This window comes from Niveispirillum sp. (genome assembly GCF_052437035.1).
In the GTDB taxonomy this organism is placed as follows: domain Bacteria; phylum Pseudomonadota; class Alphaproteobacteria; order Azospirillales; family Azospirillaceae; genus Niveispirillum.
In genome coordinates, this window is the sequence record NZ_JBQVOH010000004.1 from 155,504 (window position 1) to 172,897 (window position 17,394).

General features: G+C 64.3%; 15 protein-coding genes and 1 pseudogene. 7 read left to right on the forward strand and 9 right to left on the reverse strand.

The window, feature by feature from the left end:
- Positions 1 to 252: 252 nt before the first annotated feature.
- A pseudogene (locus ACT6Q8_RS12515) lies at positions 253 to 795 on the reverse strand (HNH endonuclease); the annotation flags it as partial.
- A gap of 314 nt (positions 796 to 1,109) precedes the next feature.
- Between ACT6Q8_RS12515 and gluQRS the strand changes: the two are divergent.
- The 6 genes from gluQRS to ACT6Q8_RS12545 all read left to right on the forward strand — a co-directional run bounded on the left by gluQRS (position 1,110) and on the right by ACT6Q8_RS12545 (position 6,548).
- Complete coding sequence (gene gluQRS / locus ACT6Q8_RS12520) at positions 1,110 to 2,000, forward strand: tRNA glutamyl-Q(34) synthetase GluQRS (RefSeq protein ID WP_444732807.1); 891 nt, start codon at positions 1,110 to 1,112, stop codon at positions 1,998 to 2,000.
- Between the two features lie 143 nt (positions 2,001 to 2,143).
- Positions 2,144 to 2,635, forward strand: coding sequence for a hypothetical protein (locus tag ACT6Q8_RS12525; RefSeq protein WP_054166923.1), 492 nt, complete (start codon positions 2,144 to 2,146; stop codon positions 2,633 to 2,635).
- 73 nt (positions 2,636 to 2,708) lie between these two features.
- Entirely contained in the window at positions 2,709 to 3,170 is a 462-nt protein-coding gene (locus ACT6Q8_RS12530; RefSeq protein WP_444732806.1) for a MerR family transcriptional regulator, read from the forward strand.
- On the forward strand, positions 3,167 to 3,472 hold the full coding sequence (locus ACT6Q8_RS12535) for a TipAS antibiotic-recognition domain-containing protein (RefSeq protein ID WP_444732805.1): 306 nt from the start codon (positions 3,167 to 3,169) through the stop codon (positions 3,470 to 3,472). The genes ACT6Q8_RS12530 and ACT6Q8_RS12535 overlap by 4 nt, the downstream gene beginning before the upstream one ends.
- Before the next feature lie 247 nt (positions 3,473 to 3,719).
- A complete protein-coding gene (locus ACT6Q8_RS12540; RefSeq protein ID WP_054166925.1) occupies positions 3,720 to 5,384 on the forward strand; it encodes a methyl-accepting chemotaxis protein in 1,665 nt (554 codons plus the stop codon).
- 102 nt (positions 5,385 to 5,486) lie between these two features.
- A complete protein-coding gene (locus ACT6Q8_RS12545) occupies positions 5,487 to 6,548 on the forward strand; it encodes a hypothetical protein (protein ID WP_444732804.1) in 1,062 nt (353 codons plus the stop codon).
- 7 nt (positions 6,549 to 6,555) lie between these two features.
- Here ACT6Q8_RS12545 and ACT6Q8_RS12550 read toward each other — a convergent pair whose 3' ends face one another.
- The 7 genes from ACT6Q8_RS12550 to ACT6Q8_RS12580 all read right to left on the reverse strand — a co-directional run bounded on the left by ACT6Q8_RS12550 (position 6,556) and on the right by ACT6Q8_RS12580 (position 15,808).
- On the reverse strand, positions 6,556 to 6,747 hold the full coding sequence (locus ACT6Q8_RS12550; protein WP_444732803.1) for a YbdD/YjiX family protein: 192 nt from the start codon (positions 6,745 to 6,747) through the stop codon (positions 6,556 to 6,558).
- Positions 6,748 to 6,749: 2 nt separating this feature from the next.
- Positions 6,750 to 8,828: a carbon starvation CstA family protein gene (locus ACT6Q8_RS12555; protein WP_444732802.1), complete on the reverse strand. Its 2,079-nt coding sequence runs from the start codon at positions 8,826 to 8,828 to the stop codon at positions 6,750 to 6,752.
- A 227-nt stretch (positions 8,829 to 9,055) separates the two neighbouring features.
- Positions 9,056 to 11,884, reverse strand: coding sequence for a translation initiation factor IF-2 (infB, locus tag ACT6Q8_RS12560; protein ID WP_444732801.1), 2,829 nt, complete (start codon positions 11,882 to 11,884; stop codon positions 9,056 to 9,058).
- A 49-nt stretch (positions 11,885 to 11,933) separates the two neighbouring features.
- A complete protein-coding gene (locus ACT6Q8_RS12565) occupies positions 11,934 to 12,632 on the reverse strand; it encodes an RNA-binding protein (protein ID WP_054166930.1) in 699 nt (232 codons plus the stop codon).
- A gap of 46 nt (positions 12,633 to 12,678) precedes the next feature.
- The gene (nusA, locus tag ACT6Q8_RS12570; protein ID WP_054166931.1) at positions 12,679 to 14,175 is read right to left on the reverse strand and encodes a transcription termination factor NusA; all 1,497 of its coding nucleotides are present in this window, start codon (positions 14,173 to 14,175) and stop codon (positions 12,679 to 12,681) included.
- A 30-nt stretch (positions 14,176 to 14,205) separates the two neighbouring features.
- The gene (rimP, locus tag ACT6Q8_RS12575) at positions 14,206 to 14,964 is read right to left on the reverse strand and encodes a ribosome maturation factor RimP (RefSeq protein ID WP_082372104.1); all 759 of its coding nucleotides are present in this window, start codon (positions 14,962 to 14,964) and stop codon (positions 14,206 to 14,208) included.
- A 253-nt stretch (positions 14,965 to 15,217) separates the two neighbouring features.
- Positions 15,218 to 15,808, reverse strand: coding sequence for an outer membrane beta-barrel protein (locus tag ACT6Q8_RS12580; protein WP_054166932.1), 591 nt, complete (start codon positions 15,806 to 15,808; stop codon positions 15,218 to 15,220).
- A 375-nt stretch (positions 15,809 to 16,183) separates the two neighbouring features.
- On the opposite strand from ACT6Q8_RS12580, the gene ACT6Q8_RS12585 reads away from it, so the two are divergent.
- The gene (locus tag ACT6Q8_RS12585; protein ID WP_444732800.1) at positions 16,184 to 16,504 is read left to right on the forward strand and encodes a hypothetical protein; all 321 of its coding nucleotides are present in this window, start codon (positions 16,184 to 16,186) and stop codon (positions 16,502 to 16,504) included.
- Positions 16,505 to 16,562: 58 nt separating this feature from the next.
- On the opposite strand, the gene ACT6Q8_RS12590 is transcribed toward ACT6Q8_RS12585, so the two are convergent.
- Positions 16,563 to 17,351: a lysophospholipid acyltransferase family protein gene (locus ACT6Q8_RS12590; protein ID WP_054166989.1), complete on the reverse strand. Its 789-nt coding sequence runs from the start codon at positions 17,349 to 17,351 to the stop codon at positions 16,563 to 16,565.
- Positions 17,352 to 17,394: the final 43 nt, after the last annotated feature.

The following is a 17,394-nucleotide window of genomic DNA, read 5'->3' on the forward strand; positions in this document are numbered from 1 at the left end:
AAGACAAAGCCTATGCCACCCGGCAGCTTCCACACCGGCCTATAACGGAAGAAAGGCCCGCCGAAGCGGACCTTTCAACACCACCATAAAAAGGCGGGATGGAAGGGGATGCTGGGCAATCCGGCGGCCCTTGCCAGCGCGTCAGCCCTGCTCCAGTTCGGCGCCCCAATATTCGGCGCTGGTCATGGAGGCGGGGAAGGCGGCGCCCGGCAAATCCTCACCCGGATCGGCCGCCACCTCGTCCCCGATATCATCGTAGGACAGGAAGTCGCGCCAGCTGTCATGCAGGAAGGTGGGCGGGAAATTGCGGCCATTTTCTTGCAGCTCGTACGCCGTGGGGGCGAACGGTTCCTGCATCGGGTGCATGCCGCACTGGTTGGGCAGGCGGCTGCCCTTGACCAGATTGCAGGCCGAGCAGGAGGTGACAACATTGTCCCAACTGGTCCGCCCGCCCCGACAGCGCGGGATGACATGGTCGAAAGTCAGCTCATGCGTCGGGAACCAGCGCCCGCAATATTGGCAGGTGAACCGGTCACGCAGGAACACGTTGAAACGGGTGAAGGCGGGCCGCCGCGTGGCGGGCACATATTCCTTCAACGAAATGACACTGGGCAGCCGGATCGCCAGCTGTGGCGACCGGACCACGCGGTCATAGTGAGAGACGATGTTGACGCGGTCCAGGAACACGGCCTTGACCGCATCCTGCCATGACCAGAGCGAGAGCGGGAAATAGCTGAGCGGACGGAAATCCGCATTCAGCACCAAGGCAGGACACCCATCATAAGGTGGTGACAAGTTGCACCCCCAAGCGCCGTTCCGTCGGTGTTCCCGACCCCCGGAGCCCCGCCTTCTTCCACCCGTCAGGACCCTTTCGGGACTGTCGGCATCGGGCGGCGGACAGGTTGGCGGCAGGCCGGAACGTCGGGCATCTTGATATAACGACCCGACCCCTTCTGGCAACCCGCCCGGCATGCGTAATCCGCAATTATCACGCGCCTGCAATAGAAACGACACGCAAGCCCTTGTGGTCGCTTGGCTTGTGACCCGCCACCCATTGGGGGTATATGTCGTGAGAGCAGGGGCGCCGCCCCCATCCCCGGTGCCAATGCATGACTGAACCCGCCCTCCCCGTCATTACCCGATTCGCACCCAGCCCAACAGGCTTCCTGCATCTGGGGCATGTCCATTCCTGCCTGTTCGCCGTGAATGCCGCGCAACAGGCCGGCGGGCGTTTTCTGCTGCGGATTGAGGATATCGACCCCAACCGCTGCCGCCCGGATTATGAGGTGATGCTGAAGGAGGATCTGGCCTGGCTTGGCTTCCGCTGGGAAGAACCGGTGCGGCGGCAATCCGACCATATGGATGACTATACCGCGGCGCTGGACCGGCTGGCGACTCTGGGCGTCACCTATCCCTGCTTCTGTTCACGCAAGGAGATCGCGGATGAGATTGCGCGGGCCGGCAATGCCCCGCATCTGGTGGCCGTGGGGCCGGAGGGGCCGCTTTATCCCGGCATTTGCCGCAACCTGCCCCCGGATGTGGCCGCCGCGCGCGTGACAGCGGGGGAACCGCACGCCACCCGCCTGGATGTGGCAAAGGCTGCCAGCCTGACCGGCCCCCTGACCTGGCATGACCGGGGGCGGGGGATCGTGACGGCGGACACTGGCCTGCTGGGCGATATCGTGCTGGCGCGGCGCGATGTCCGTACCTCTTATCACCTGTCGGTTACTGTCGATGATGCCATCCAGGGGGTGAGCTTGGTAACGCGTGGTGTGGACCTGTTCCAGGCTACCCATGTCCATCGCCTGCTCCAGGCGCTGCTGTCCTTGCCGAAACCGGATTACCACCATCACGATCTACTGTTGAACGACCGGGGGGAGCGGCTGTCCAAACGCGACGGCGCCACAGGTATCCGCACCCTGCGCGAGCAGGGGGTGACAGCGGAAGAAGTCCTAAGGCGCGCCCGGGGTTGGCAGCCGGGGAAACCGGAAACACCGTAAGGATAGGGACTTACCCCTTCCCTTCCCCCCAATATCTGCACAAGGATTGTTCAACAGGGAAATGGGTTTGAGGTGTGGGGATGACAGGGTAGATGGAATTTTAGGGATATTGTTAGCGAACATTGTGGTATGGAGACCATGCCATGCAAGATACGTCCATGTTCGACCATTACCGCCAACTTGTCCGTGATACGACGATCGACGACAGGACATTGCTGTCGACAGATTACTTCAATCATTTCAATGAAGTGATCATGTTGCTGTCCATGTTGGGCGATATGCCCGACATGCTGGACGAGATCGTGGCTTGGACGCCCAAGACCTACCGTCAGCATTTCGAGGAATCGGGCCTGGCCTTCGCGCCGCTGGCCATCGAAGCCTATGATCATGTGCCCACCGAGTTCCGGGCACCGTTCGACGATGCGATCAACGATATGAACAGCCTGATCGTGGAGGCGGTGGCCAACCTGTCGGCTATGCGCGACGATGCCGACATGCTGGGCTTTACCGCCGCCGATTACTGGCAGCGTTTGCAGGCCCTGGTCGACCGGGGCAGCGCCATCGTCCATGGCAGCGTGCAGGACAGTAACCCCGCCGTTACCATGGACCAGAGCGAGATCGACGATCTGTTTTAATTCCCCCCTTGACCCTGACGCCGCGTCATAACCCAGCAAGAATGGGCGTGTGGAACATGGAAGGGACCGGGGGATGAGCCGTTATACCGTCAGCCAATTGTCACGACTGGCCGGTGTGTCGGTGCGCACCCTGCACCATTACGACCATATCGGTCTGCTGCGACCCGCCGTGACGGGGGAAAACGGCTACCGTTATTACGGGGCAGACGAACTGCTGCGCCTGCAACAGATCCTGCTGCACCGGGAACTGGGACTGCCGCTGGCCCGGATTGCCCGGCTGCTGGACGCCCCAGGCTTCGACCGGCTGGACGCCCTGCGCGTCCAGCGCCAGCACCTGCTGGCCGAGGCGGAACGATACCGTGCACTGGTCACCACCATCGACCGCACCATCACCCTACTGGAAGGAAAATCCGTGATGGATGCCGAGACGTTGTACCAGGGGTTCAGCCCCGAAAAGCAGGCGGGATATGAGGATTGGCTGGGCGTTATGGCCCCGCCGTGCGGACCGATATTAGCCGTTCCAAGCAGGCCATGACCGGACTGGATCAGCCGGCGCACATGGCCGAACTGGCCGCCGTGGAGGTGGCCATTGCCCAGGCGTTGCGGGACGGGATTGAGGCTGATGATCCCCGGCTTGATCCGATGCTGAACCGGCATCTGGATTGGGTAGCCGCCAGTTGGGGACGCCGCCCCGAGGCTAATGCCTATGCGGGTCTGGCCGACATCTACCGCACGCATCCCGATTTCCGCGCGCGCTACGATGCCCTGGCCCCGGGCTTGGCCGATTATCTGCCCGACGCGATGGAGGCCTTTGCCCTGCGGGTGCTGATCGGCTGACAGGGACTTGTCGGAAAGGGGCGTGCTGAAACCATCGGCACGCCCCTTTTCGTGCCGCCGCACAGGTTCCAGAATGGCGATGGCCGGAAATAATCGGAACCCTATCCATCAGGACCGCAATCGCCCCTTCCCCGATCCACGGACCGGCGTATCCTCTACTTTCACCTGCATATATCGGCCCAGGACCTCCTTGGCCCAGCTTTCCCTTCCGTTTCGCGGCGTTTCGTCAAAAAAGGGAGCGGCATTAATGCGTCTTTCCATGAAGATTCTGGCCCCCGTGGCCATCCTGTCGCTGGTCGCCCTGGTCGTGACCGCCACTGCGCTGTGGTCCAAGGCGCGCGTGAATGGCGCGACAGAGGCGTTGAACCGGGCGAATGAGGCGGCACTGGCCGCAGGCGAACTGCGCTCCACCAGCCGCGCGTTGCAGCGCGACGCCCTGAACCTGATCTTCGAACCCGCCGATGGCAGGGCCGCCATCGCCACCCGGTTCGATAAAAGGCTGGCGACCATGGAGGCGGCGGTGGCCGCCATGCGCACCCTGCCGCCGCCGGTGCCGGGCAGTGATCCTGCCGCCATCGCCGCCAGCCAGACCCCGGTGATCGCCGCCCTGCGGGACGTGCGGACCCTGGCCATGGATGGCAAAAGTGCTGACGCCCACGCCCTGTTCCGGGACAAGGTGCGGAGCACCGAACGCGCCGCATCCGAACAGACCGACCCCTATATCACGACGCTGGAGAAGGCGGTCGCGGCCCTGACCGGCGAACTGCATGCCATGGAACGGCTGACCAGCTGGACCCTGTCGCTGACGGCGCTGCTGGGCACCCTGGGCGGTATCGGCCTGTCGCTGGTGGTGGCACTGAAGGGTGTGACCTCGCCCCTGAACCGGTTGATCGGGGCCATGGGCCGGCTGGCCGCCAATGATCTGCATGTCAAACTGGCCGATACTGACCGGTCGGATGAGATCGGGGAAATGGCCCGCGCGGTTGCCGTGTTCCGCGACGGGATGGAGCGGGCGGAACGGCTTGCCCGCGAACAGAAGGAAGCGGAGGCCGCGATGGCCACACGCCGGATCAACCGCGAACGTCTGGTAAAAGAATTCGTGGGCCGGATGGAGGCGATCGTCACCGAACTGGCCGGCAATGCAGATGGTTTGCAGAACCAGGCCGGCGGATTGCAGCGCGCCGCCACCACCGCCGCCGACCGCACCAGTGCCGCCGCCGAGGCATCAAACCGCACCAGCGCGAATGTGCAGACCGTGGCCGCCGCCACAGAGGAACTGGCCGCCTCCATCCGGGAGATCAGCCGGCAGGCAACGCAGGTGGCAGCCCTGGCCGGCGAGGGGGCCGACGGCGCCCAGCGCACGGCCCGCGACATTGCCGATCTGGCCGACACGGTGGGCCAGATCGGACAGATCGTGGATCTGATCGACGGGATCGCGGCCCAGACCAACCTGCTGGCGCTGAATGCCACCATCGAGGCGGCGCGGGCCGGCGACGCGGGACGCGGCTTTGCCATCGTGGCGTCGGAGGTCAAGGCGCTGGCCAACCAGACGGCATCCGCGACGGAAGATATCAGGCGCCGGGTGGAGGGGGTACAAAGTGCCACGCGTGGTTCCGTCGGGGCCATCGGCGGCATCGTCACCGCCATCGACCAGATCCGCAGCATGACAGGCGCCATCGCAGCGGCGGTGGAGGAACAGTCCGCCGCCACCGCCGAGATCACCCGCAATGTGCAGGCGGCAGCAGTCGGTACGGAGGATATCCGTCAGGATCTGGACGGTCTGGTCGGTGTTGCCGGCGAAACCGGGGAAACCTCCCGTCAGGTAACCAGCACGGCCAATGGCGTGGCCGGACAGGCGGGCGACCTGCGCCGCAATGTTAGCGGTTTTGTTGAACAACTGTCTGCCGCTTAGCGGGGCAAAAATCGTCCCCCGTGCTTTCGGACAGGGTAAGGCAGCTTGACCCGCGCCGCAGCGGCGGTCCATGGTGGGTGCGCAAACGGAAACAGGAACCCCATGCCCGCTGCCGCCTCTCCACGCCGCTACATGCGACACCAGTCGATATGGCTGGCGGATGATGGCTGGGGCGTGGAGGTCATCGACCAGACCGGGCTGCCCGCGCAGTGCCAGATTCGCCGCGTCGCCTCTGTAGGTGAAGTGCTGGGTGCGATTGTTGGCGGCGTGGTGCGGGGGCCGGGCCTGATTTCCGTCCTAGCGGGTTATGGGCTGGCCCTGGCCGCACGGCGCGATCCCGACATAGTCCCCGTCATGACGGCCTGGCACGCGCTGGCCGCCACCGATCCCCGCTGCCCGCGTCTGCGCGGTGTCCTGGACCGGATGCGGGAGGTGCTGGATGTCACCCCGCCCGCCGAACGCGCCCACCGCGCCTATATGGAGGCCGACGCCATCGCGGCGGAGGAACTGGCCGGCAACCTTGCCATCGGTCGCCACGCCATGGGCATGCTGCGCCGAGTCGGTGCGGGTGGCGGCGACGGCAAGCCGCAGACCCTGCTGTTGGCCGCCGAACCGGGCTGGCTGTCATCGGTGGGATGGGGTGCCGCGTCCGCCGGCCTGTTTCTGGCACAAGAACAGGTGGATCTGCGCCGGGCCACGGGTGGTGTGCTGGGGGAGGATATCGCCCCGCCGCAGGTCGTGACTATCGGCCCGCTGGCCGCGTGGGAGATGGTGGAGGCGGGCATTCCGCACAGCCCCTGCGACCTTGACGGCGCCCTGGATCTTGTCCAGCGGGGGGTGGTGGAGCGGCTGTTCGTGGCCGCCATCCGGGCCAGTGCGCGCGGTGACGTTCTGGTCCCCACCGGGACCGGCGATCTGGCGCGGGCGGCCAAGGTGGCGGGCGCACCGCTGCATGTCTGCCTTCCCGCCGCCGCCATCAACTGGCAGGCGCTGGGGCCCGGCACCATCACGGCACCGGGCGCCGACATCCTGCCTTTGTCGCTGATCACCGGCTTTATCACCGACCGGGGGCCGGTGGCCGCAGAAGCCGACGCCCTGCTGGACCGCTTCCCCGACCACGAACCCATGTCGATCGGTGAGCTACCCGCCGCCAATGACGCCTGATCCGGCGTCAGCAGCAGCGGTTGACCCCGCTCCATCGCCGTTCGAGCTCCGACAAGTAGAACGCCTCCCGGTCCAGCAGTGGCTGATCCGGGTGGCGTTCGCGATGGCGGGCGGCGTAATTTTCATACGCCGCATCGCCCGATACTTCCCGTAAAACGGTCCAGGCCGTGCGCAGGAAATGGGCCGGTCCCGCCATCATGATCAATGCCCTCCCGCACCGGTCGGCTGCGGCAAGCTGGCCACATCGACATAGGGTGCTTCCGACAAAGCGGGCACCGCCTGACCCTGCACATGGCGCAGGGAGATGCGGGCCATCTCAATGATCATCACCCACAGCACGATGATGAAGAACACCGTCAGCCCGGCATCCAGCCGCTGATTGAAGATCAACTGCGGTGCAGACTCCAGCGCCTTACCCGACAGCGACCCCGCCGCCAGCTTGCCTTCCAGCGCGTTGGCCCCGGCCAGGAAGCCGATGCGCGGGTTGGGATCGAACAGTTTCAGCCAGGCGGCATAGGTGGTGGTGACAGCCAGGAACGCCATGGGCAGCCCCGTGACCCAAGCGTAGGCGGCCTTGCCCTTCTTCACGATGATGGTGGTGGCGATGGCCAGCGCCATGGCGGCCAGCATCTGGTTAGAGATGCCGAACAGCGGCCAGAGGATATTGATACCGCCATAGGGATCAATAACCCCGATATAAAGGAAGTAACCCCAACTGGCCACGAACAGGGCCGAACAGACGATGGCCGGTCCCCGTGCCTTGGTATCACCCAGCGGCTTCCAGATATTGCCCAACAGATCCTGCAGCATGAAGCGGCCCACGCGGGTGCCGGCATCCACCGCCGTCAGGATGAACAAGGCCTCGAACATGATGGCGAAATGGTACCAGAGCGCCAGCAGGTTCTGCCCGAAGGCGCCCGCGAATATCTGTGCCATGCCGACGGCCAGCGACGGCGCACCGCCGGTACGGGCCAGCAACGTCGTCTCCCCCATGGCCGTCGCCAGTTCCTGCATATGCTCCGCCGTGACGGGGAAGCCCCAGGAAGTGATGGTGGCCGTCGCCGTTTCCAGCGTGGCACCGACGATGCCGGCACTACTGTTGATGGCGAAATAGACACCGGGGTCCAGAACACAGGCCGCGATCAGGGCCATGACGCCGACAAAGCTTTCCATAGCCATGGAGCCATAGCCGACCAGCCGCAGATCCTTTTCGGACATGATCAGCTTGGGCGTGGTGCCGGCGCTGATCAGCGCGTGGAAGCCGGAAACGGCACCGCAGGCGATGGTGATGAACAGGAACGGATAAAGCCCGCCCGCCACCACCGGCCCGGTGCCGTCGGTGAACTGCGTCAGGGCCGGCATATGCAACTCGGGCCGCAATATGACAACCGCGAAGGCCAGCAGCAGGATGGCCCCGATCTTGATGAAGGTGGAGATATAGTCACGCGGCGCCAGCAGCAGCCAGACCGGCATGATGGCCGCGAAGAAGCCGTAGCCGATGACCATCAGGGCCAGTGCCGGCCCATCGAAATTGAACATAGGCCCCAGCACCGGGTCATGCGCCACCCAGCCGCCGCCCACCGTGGCCAGCAACAGCAGCGCCAGCCCGATCAGCGAGCCTTCCAGCACCCGGCCCGGCCGGATACTGCGCATATAGATTCCAACCAGGATGGCGATGGGGATGGTCATGGCCACCGTGAAGGTGCCCCAGGGGCTGTGCTTCATGGCATTGACGACGACCAGACCCAGCACGGCCACGATCAGCACCATGATCAGCAGGGTGCCGACCAGGGCGGCACCGCCGGCCACCGGCCCCAGCTCGTCCCGCGCCATCTGGCCGAGCGTGCGGCCATCGCGGCGGGTGGAAGCCCAGAGGACCACCATGTCCTGCACGCAGCCGCCGATGACGGCACCGGTCAGCAGCCAGAGCGTGCCCGGCAGATAGCCGAACTGCGCCGCCAGCGTCGGCCCGACCAGGGGGCCGGCGCCGGCAATGGCGGCGAAATGGTGGCCGAAGGTGATCCAGCGATGGGTCGGCACATAGTCGCGCCCATCATTGATACGCAGGGCTGGCGTCGCCCGGCTGGGATCGGCTACCAGCACACGGGTGACGATCCAGCCGGCATAAAGCCGGTAGGCGACGGCATAGATGCCAAAGGCCGCCGCGATGAACCACAGGGCATTGATCGTCTCCCCCCGGTGCAGGGCGATCCCGCCCAGGCAAGCGGCACCGAAGACACCGATGACGATCCAGATCAGATTTTGGGCAAGTTTGGGCATTTATGATCTCCCAGACGCCGCGCGGGTCGCGGCTTTTCCTTCCACGTTTCCTATGAAACGCTGTGAAACAGGGAAAGGCCAGCAGAAGATGGAGATCAGGTTTTGCCTCGTGCTTGCCCTTATGTTCCCATCAAGGCCAGCCAGTGGGAGGGTGAGGGCAAGTTCGGAAAAGAAAAAGGCCGGCACCATCGCTGGCACCGGCCTTTATCACATCACCCAAGACCCGATTACAGGGCGCGGGCGATTTCTTCCATCTCGAAGGCTTCGATCGTATCGCCTTCGCGGATGTCGTCGTAGTTTTCGAAGGCCATACCGCATTCGAACCCTTCGCGCACTTCGCGGACTTCGTCCTTCATGCGCTTCAGGGTCTTCAGTGTACCCTCGTGGATCACGACATTGTCGCGCAGCAGGCGGACCTTGGCACCGCGCTTGACGATACCTTCCGACACACGGCAGCCCGCAACCTTGCCGACCTTGGTGATGTTGAAGACCTGCAGGATGTGCGCGTTGCCCAGGAACTTCTCCCGCAGCGTCGGCGACAGCATGCCGGTCAGCATCTGCTTAACATCATCGATGATGTTGTAGATGATCGAGTAGTAGCGGATTTCCACGCCGTCGCGCTTGGCCATGTCGCGGGCCTGCGGATTGGCGCGGACATTGAAGCCGACAACCAGACCCTTGGACGCGTTGGCCAGCGTGATGTCGCTTTCCGTGATGGCGCCCACACCGGACGTCAGCACGCGCACCTTCACCTCGGTATGCTCCGCCGTCAGCTTCTCCAGCGCGCCGGAGATGGCTTCGACCGAACCCTGCACGTCGCCCTTGATGACGATGGGCAGTTCCTTGGCTTCGCCCGCCTGGATCTGCTTGAACATCTGTTCCAGCGAACCACGACCGGACTTGGCGCTCTCGGCTTCGCGCTTCTTACGGGCGCGGTACTCGGTGATTTCGCGGGCGCGGCTTTCGCTGTCGACCACGACCATCTCTTCACCGGCCAGCGGCACGCCGCCCAGGCCCAGCACCTCAACCGGCATGGCCGGCGGGGCGTCGGGGACATTGATGCCGCGATCGTTAACCAGCGCGCGGACACGGCCCCATTCGGAACCGGCAACCACGATATCGCCGACCTTCACGGTACCGCGCTTCACCAGCACGGTGGCAACCGGACCACGGCCCTTGTCCAGCTTGGCCTCGACCACAACGCCATCGGCGGTGCGACGCGGGTTGGCCTTCAGCTCCAGGATTTCGGCCTGCAGCAGGATGGCTTCTTCCAGCTTGTCCAGGTTGATGCCGGCCTTGGCCGACACTTCCACGTCCAGGACGTCGCCGCCCATGCCTTCCACGACCAGCTCATGCTGGAGCAGTTCCTGGCGGACGCGGTCCGGCTTGGCCGAGGGCAGGTCGCACTTGTTGATGGCGACGATGATCGGCACACCCGCCGCCTTGGCGTGGCGGATGGCTTCGATCGTCTGCGGCATGACGCCGTCATCGGCGGCCACGACCAGCACCACAACGTCGGTGACGTTGGCGCCACGGGCACGCATCTCGGTAAAGGCGGCGTGACCCGGCGTGTCGATGAAGGTGATCTTCGACCCGGACTTCAGCTGCACCTGATAGGCACCGATATGCTGCGTGATGCCACCGGCCTCGCGGCCAGCAACGTCGGTCTTGCGCAGCGCGTCCAGCAGCGAGGTCTTGCCATGGTCGACGTGACCCATGACGGTGACGACGGGCGGACGGGACACCAGATCCTCGGCCACATCCTCGTTGCCCATCACGCCGATTTCCACGTCGCTTTCGGCAACGCGAACCGGACGGTGACCCAGCTCCTGCACGACCAGTTCAGCCGTATCGGCATCGATGGTCTGGGTGATGGTGGCCATCACGCCCATGCGCATCAGCGACTTCACAACATCGGCACCGCGCTCGGCCATACGGTTGGCGAGATCGCCGACGGTGATGACTTCGGGGATGATGACGTCGCGGGTGACCTTCTGGGTCTCCTGACGGCCAAACTGGCGCAGACGCTCACGCTCACGGGCACGCTTGGCAGCGGCCATGGAACGACCACGACGGCCTTCCTCGTCCGACAGGGCCTGCGAGATGGTCATCTTGCCGCCGCGACGCTTGTCGTCGACCTTGGCCTTGACGGGGGCCGCGGGCACCTTGGCAGGCGCCTTGCCGGGACCGCCGGCCACCTTGGCACGGCGAGGACCATCTTCGTCCTCGAAATCGCCGGGACGCGGCGTCACACCCAAAGGCGGACGAGCGGCAGGCTGTTCCTGCGTGGTGTTGGCGGGACGATTGCCGGCCGGGCGTGCCGAACGGTCATCATCCGATGCAGCCGGGGCAGCGTGACGCGACCGGCTGGTTTCCGTACGGCTGGCGGCTTCGGCCTTGCGAGCGTCCTCCGCATCCTTGCGGCGGCGCTCGGCCTCGGCGGCGGCGGCCTTCTCGGCCTCCTGGATGGCGCGCAGCTCTTCCAGTTCGCGACGGCGAACCGTGTCCTCGTCCATCGGCTCCGACGCGCGGGCAGCGGCGTCGGCCTCTGCACGGGCAATGGCTTCGGCGCGGGCCCGTGCCGCAGCTTCGGCGGCGACAGCCGCTTCCGCTTCGGCGATGGCGCGGGCCTCGGCCTCGGCAGCTTCCTGAATGACGCGCTCGCCCTCGGCCTCGGCGGCGGAACGCAGGGCGCGGATGCGCGCCTCACGTTCGGCGTCGCTCAACTGCCGGGGAGCATTGCCGCGCGGCTGGGGCCCGCGGCCACCGGCCGCACCCTCAGCAGCGCGCCGGGCAGCGGCACCACCATCGGCGACGCCGGGAATGGCACCCTTCTCGAAGGTCTTCTTGCGCTTGACCTCGACCGCCACTTCCTTGCCGCGTCCATGCGAGAAGCTCTGGCGCACGGTGCCGGACGCGCCTGCGCCGCCGCCTGCCGCTGCGGGCTGTGCAGGGGCCGCCTGCTTCGGCTTATTGGCCCCGCCCAGTCCAAGCGTCGGGCGACCACCCAGGGTCAGCACCTTTTTGTCGCGGTTTTGGTCGTTGGTATCGCTCATCCCTAATCCGACAGTAAGCCGTTGAAACCTAACACATCCGCCCAATGACTCAGGCGGCCGTTCCGCCAAGGGCGGAAAGCCGTGCAACCTCGCGGCGGACCTGCTGTGCCAACGGACCCGCCGCCATCACCGCATGCACCGCCTCTTCCCGGCCCAGAGCAGCCCCCAGTTCCGACCGGTCGAAGGCATCGACCAGCGGCACACCCAGCGCCTGTGCCAAGGCATGCAGCTTGGTCCGACCATCGTCGGACCCGTCACATGCCTCTAACCACAACCCTACACTCTTTTGGCCCGCACCGCCCGCCCGGCCTATGAAACCGGAACGCAATGCAGCCTGTACCTTCTCGAAACCCGCGATGGCACCCCCGCCCTTACGGGCAAGACCAATCAGACCGAGGGCCCGACGGCGGATCAGCCGGCGCGTCAGCACCAACAGGTCCGGCACGGGCTTCACGCCCTGGCGCGCAGCCTTGGCAAAAAGACTCTTATTCAGGGCCTTTTCAACCAATCCCACCTCAGCCGTCAACCAAAGCCCACGGCCGGGCAGGGTTTCGTCCACATCGGGAACCACCTGAAGCGACGGCCCCACAACGAAGCGGATCATGCCCGCCTTGTCCTGGACCTTTCCGCTGGCGATGCAGCGGCGCAGCGGGCTTTTGCGGCCCGCCACGGCTTCGGGTTCATCGGCTTGGGCCTCGGCGTCGAGTTCCGGCGGATAGCCGGGCGTCGTATCTGTGCCGCTGCTCATGCCTTGCATTCCCAAATCACTCAAAACTCAAACGGATCGGAAGGCCTCAGCCTTCCGCCCCTTCCTCGTCGGCGAACCAATGCGCACGGGCGGCCATGATCACCTCATTGGCTTCGTCCAGCGTCATCGCATCCTTGCCGATGATGTCCAAAAGCTCGTCACCGGCCAGATCGGCCAGATCGTCCAGCGTCTTGACACCCTTTTCACCCAGCTTGACCAGCATGGCCGGCGACAGCGCCTCGATATTGGCGACATCATCTTCCACGCCCAGTTCGCGGCGCTTGGTTTCCAGGATCTCGTTCTGCTGTTCCAGGAAGGTGACGGCGCGATTCTGCAGCTCGGCGGCCACATCCTCGTCAAACGCCTCGATCCGGGTCAGTTCGTCCAGGTCGACAAAGGCGATTTCCTCAACCGAGGTGAAGCCTTCGTTCACCAGCAGATGGGCGATCATGTCGTCGACGTCCAGGGCCTCCATGAACAGGGCCGACCGCGACGAGAACTCCGTCTGGCGGCGCTCGCGCTCTTCGGCCTCGGTCATGATGTCGATGGTCCAGCCCGTCAGCTGCGACGCCAGACGGACATTCTGACCACGGCGACCAATGGCCAGCGACAGCTGGTCATCGGGCACCACGACCTCGATCTTGTTGCCTTCATCATCCAGCACGACCTTGGCCACTTCGGCCGGGGCCAGTGCGTTCACGACGAAGGTGGCCGGATCGGGCTTCCAGGGGATGATGTCGATCTTCTCGCCCTGCAGCTCGCCCACCACGGCCTGAACGCGGGAACCGCGCATACCGACGCAGGCACCGACGGGGTCGATGGAGCTGTCCTTGGAGATGACGGCGATCTTGGCGCGGCTGCCCGGATCACGGGCCACCGACTTGATCTCGATGATGCCGTCATAAATCTCGGGCACTTCAGCCTTGAACAGGCCGGCCATGAACATCGGATGGGTACGCGACAGGAAGATCTGCGGGCCGCGCGGTTCCTTGCGCACATCATAGATGTAGGCGCGGACGCGGTCGCCGGTCTTGAAATGCTCGCGCGGCAGGCACTCATCGCGGCGCAGCACGGCTTCCGCGCGGCCCAGATCGACGGTGACATTGCCATATTCGACGCGCTTGACCAGACCGTTCACGATCTCGCCCTTGCGGTCGATATATTCATTATACTGACGCTCGCGCTCGGCCTCGCGCACCTTCTGCACGATGACCTGCTTGGCGGTCTGGGCGGCGATGCGGCCGAAATCGATGGGCGGCAGCGGGTCGACAATGAAATCGCCAAGCTGCGCCTTCGGGCTCTTGCGGCGCGCCTTGGCCAGCGTCACCTGCACGGCCTCATTCTCCACCTCTTCCACCACTTCCATGTGGCGGGTGAGCTGGATATCGCCCGTCTTGCGGTCGATCCGGGCGCGGATGTCGTGCTCGTGCCCATATTTGGAGCGGCCAGCCTTCTTGATGGCCTCCTCCATGGCTTCGAGCACATGCTCCTTGTCGATATTCTTCTCGCGGGCGACCGCGTCGGCTACTTGAAGCAGTTCCATCCTGGCGAACCCTGCCTTCTATCCTGATCGTCAGACCGTCCCGGCGCCGGCATCGGCGTCGGAAGGGCCATCGGTGGTCACAATATCCTGTTCATCCTGGTCCGGACGGGCGAAACGCCCCGGACCCTTCTTCTTGGACGCCTTCTCGGCCTTGGGACGCTTCACCGGCTTGGCCGTGTCGTCCACATCCATCTGCCCGCCCTCGGTGCCAGCAGCCAGCCCCTGTTCGGAAGCCGCCATGCTCAGCAACTCATCGGTCAGTTCCAGCCGGGCCTTGGCGATCTCGGCGAAGGGGATCTCCGCCACTTCCACCAGACCCGGATCAATTTCCACCGGCTTCGCCTTGGCCGAAACCTTCGCGCCCGGCTTGCGCTTGGGCGGCTGAGAGGTCTTCGCGTCCAGGGCGATCAGCACATTCTCGCCTTCGACACCGTAAAGCGTGCCGCGGAAGCGCTTGCGCCCATCCATCGGCATCTGGGTCTCAATACGAGCCTCCAGACCCTTGAACCGCTCGAAATCCTTCAGGCGGGTCAACGGTCGGTCGATGCCAGGGCTGGATACTTCCAGCGTATAGGCCGATGTGATCGGGTCTTCCACGTCCAGCAGGGCGGAAACGGCGTGGCTGATGTCGGCGCAATCCTCCACCGTCATGGCCCCGCCATCGGTGCGATCAGCCATGATCTGCAAGGTCGGGCGCTCACCACCGGAAATCTGCAGGCGCACGATCTCATACCCCATGGCCTCGACCGAGGGGGTGATGATGCCACCGATGCGTTCCAGCACGTCCATTCGCGTTCCAACTCCACCCGCCGCCCGGCGCGATGCCGGATAAGCGGAGCCCAGATAAACAAAAAGGCGGGCCAAAGGCCCACCCGCAAAGCAGACCAGCCTGCCAACGAAGGTCGCTGGCCGGTCCGTATGGGATAAAGATGATGGGTATATAGACCCGAACGGCCCGCGTGAAAAGGGGAATCACCACAGGGGCTTGCATCCCTGCCCCCCGGGGTGGCTTTCACCACCCTGGGGGGCAGGCTTTACTTCATCAGAAGCTGGCGCGGGCCGTCAGCTTCACGATGTGGCTGGTGACATAATCGGACCCACCACCCTTGGCATCCACCCACAGGTAGCGATAGCCGGGAGCAACGGTCAGACCATCCCAGACCACCATGTTCAGGCCAGCCTCGGCGAACAGCGCGCCGTGGGTGCCTTCCTTGACGACCAGCAGGCTGCTGTCATTCTTCAGGTCGGCAACACCACCGCCCAGACCGACATAGGGCTGGTACTTCTTGGTGACGGGAATGTCGTAATAGGCGCCGGCCAGCGCCGTCCACATGGACAGATCGCCATTGGGCTGGGTCACGGTTGCGGACTTGGTCCCCGTGATATCGGCCAGACGACCAAAGCCGCCTTCCAGTTCGAAGCGGAAATCGTCCAGCCGGTAACCGGCGGCGATGGTGCTGGCGTATTTCTTGTCAGCGTTGCCCTTGGCGGTCTTCCAGGTCTTCGCATGCGTATAGTCATTGCCGACAAAGGCACCGACGGAAGCAGCGACATAGGGACCATCTTCGGCACGGGCGGCACCAGTGGCGGCGAGCAGCATGGCGGCAACCGCCATCAACAGTTTGGTCTTCACGATGGGTATTCCTGTAATTTCTGATGTCTCGCCCCTGGCCGCAGACATAAGCGCTCATACCGCACTGCGGAAGGGGTGGTATCGACAGATGTGGGCCGCGAATTTGTGCGGTCTGCGTCGCCGAAAGGCTCATAAATGTTCAGAAAATGGGCAGCCGGGAATTATCTCGAATGCGGGGTAATTATCTAATGATATCGATGCCTTCCGAGTACAAAATATACATAATTGTGACAGTTGTTCGTGCATAGCTTATGTTGGTTGCAATGCACAAAAGTAAAAGCTCAAACTGTTGCGTTTCCTCCTCAATATGGCATCGTCTTTACACGACAGACCGGAAGACATGTTGCGACGCCACATGAAAGAGGAGGCCGCCTTATGCTGACCAAGACCCGTTCCGCCCTGCTGCTGGCCTCCCTGGCACTGCTGCCGGCACCCGCCTTTGCCGCCTGCGCCATCAACAACGCCCCCACCGTGCCCGATGGTGCCACCGCTGCGCCGACCGAGATGAACCAGGCCCAGGATGCCGTGAAGGCCTATATCGTGGAGACGCAGGAATTTCTGTCCTGCCTGGAGGCGGAGGCGAAGGGCAATTTCACCCCGGAAATCACCGCCCGCTATAACGAAGCGACCAGCCGGATGAGCACGCTGGCCATGCAGTTGAACAGCCAGCTGCGCAGTTTCAAGAGCCGCGGCTGATCACAGGCAAACGCCATCTGAAATGCAAAACGCCCCGCATCTGCGGGGCGTTGTCGTTTCAGCCTTCGACATCAACCGGGACCGCCCCGGCATTGCCAGGATCGGCGGTGCGCGGGTTCAGCGTGGCAGCGCCCCCGACAGCAACGGCCAGCCGGTTGCTGGCGCTTTCCAGCCGCGCCTCCAGTTCGAACAGGGCCACATCCCGGGGCAGGCCCGGCGGGATCGGGGGTAGGAATTCGATGGTGATACGACCCGGCCGTTTCAGGAAGGTCTTGCGACCCCAAAAGACGCCGGAATTCACAGCCATGGGCACCAGCGGCACCTTGAGTTCGTCGTACAGGACCGAAATGCCAACCTTATAGGGGCGGTACTCGCCCACGGCCACACGGGTGCCTTGCGGGAAGATCACAATCTCCCGCCCCATCTCCTTCATCTCTTTGGCGCCACGCACCAGGGAGGCGATGGCCGCCCCGCGCTTGCCGCGCTTCACGGGGATCATGCGGGCCCGCCACGCGTACCAGCCCCAAAGCGGGATATGGATCAGCTCATGCTTCAGCACGATCGCGGGATCGCGGAAAAGCAGGTGGAGCTTCATGGTCTCCCACATCGACTGATGTTTGGCACCCACCAGATAGGCGCCATCCCTGGGCAGGTGCTCGACCCCCTTCACGTCATAGTGAAGGCCGATGACATGGCGTTCCAGGAAGGAAAGGCTGCGCATGTAGAAGCGGATGGCCGCGATCAGGACCGGCCGGGGGAACAGCAGCGTCCAGAAGATCGAGGTGCAGTAAACCGCCGTCCAGGCAAAGAACAGGATGTTGAACAGCAGAGAGCGGAGGAAAATCATGCGCATCTGGTCCGGAAGATCGGCGGGCGCCTGCACTTAACCG